This window comes from Neisseria sp. 74A18, assembly GCF_001308005.1.
Taxonomy (GTDB): domain Bacteria; phylum Pseudomonadota; class Gammaproteobacteria; order Burkholderiales; family Neisseriaceae; genus Neisseria; species Neisseria dumasiana.
In genome coordinates, this window is the sequence record NZ_LGZA01000075.1 from 1 (window position 1) to 949 (window position 949).

Here is a 949-nt window from a genome sequence, read left to right on the forward strand (position 1 = left end):
GGTGAGAATGTGACCATTACTGTAGAGCTGATTGCTCCGATTGCGATGGAAGAAGGTTTGCGTTTTGCGATTCGTGAAGGCGGCCGTACAGTTGGTGCAGGCGTAGTGTCTTCTATCATTGCTTAATTGGAAGGATATAGATCAATGGCAAATCAAAAAATCCGTATCCGTTTAAAAGCATATGACTACAGTTTAATCGACCGTTCTGCTCAAGAAATTGTGGAAACTGCTAAGCGTACTGGCGCTGTTGTTAAAGGTCCGATTCCTTTGCCGACCAAAATTGAACGTTTTAACATTTTGCGCTCTCCTCATGTGAACAAAACTTCACGTGAACAATTGGAAATCCGTACCCATTTGCGCTTAATGGATATTGTTGATTGGACAGATAAAACTACAGATGCTTTGATGAAGCTTGACCTGCCTGCAGGTGTTGATGTAGAGATCAAAGTTCAATAACCTATTCATATTTGGTTAAATTGTATAAAAGCCCGAGAATTATATTCTCGGGCTTTTTGTTTTTCTGATGAAATTTTTTATATAGTCAATCCACTTAACTTTCACTACGGCGTTGCTGCGGCTGAACTTAAAGAAAACGATTGCATAAGTCGCTAAAAGTGGCCGACAATCCCTAAGGTCAGTGCTAATGATGACGTATGGTACTTTTGGATTGATTCACTACAGTTATCGTGTAGCTTTCAGTACGGGTTGGAATCAAATGCCAAATAGCTCCATATTCTGCGGTTTAATGTAAATAATAGTTATGAATTGTTTTTATTTTGCAACATTTGATGCTTTTGTAAGTTATTGTAAACAATAAGTATAGGTGTCTTTGAAGCTATTTGGATATTTATATGTTTTAAAAATATGACATTGTTAATGTGATAATTCGATTTATTTGGTATATTTAACTGTGATATTTAACCTAAATATAATATCTGTCTCTTATACA

1 protein-coding gene and 1 pseudogene are annotated in these 949 nt (G+C 36.2%); both read left to right on the plus strand.

Annotated features, from left to right (window positions below; translation table 11 throughout):
* Window positions 1–126: pseudogene (locus AKG43_RS12925) on the plus strand (elongation factor Tu); the annotation flags it as partial.
* Between the two features lie 18 nt (window positions 127–144).
* Window positions 145–456, plus strand: coding sequence for a 30S ribosomal protein S10 (gene rpsJ / locus AKG43_RS11845; RefSeq protein ID WP_002642322.1), 312 nt, complete (start codon window positions 145–147; stop codon window positions 454–456).
* The last annotated feature ends 493 nt before the right edge of the window (window positions 457–949 follow it).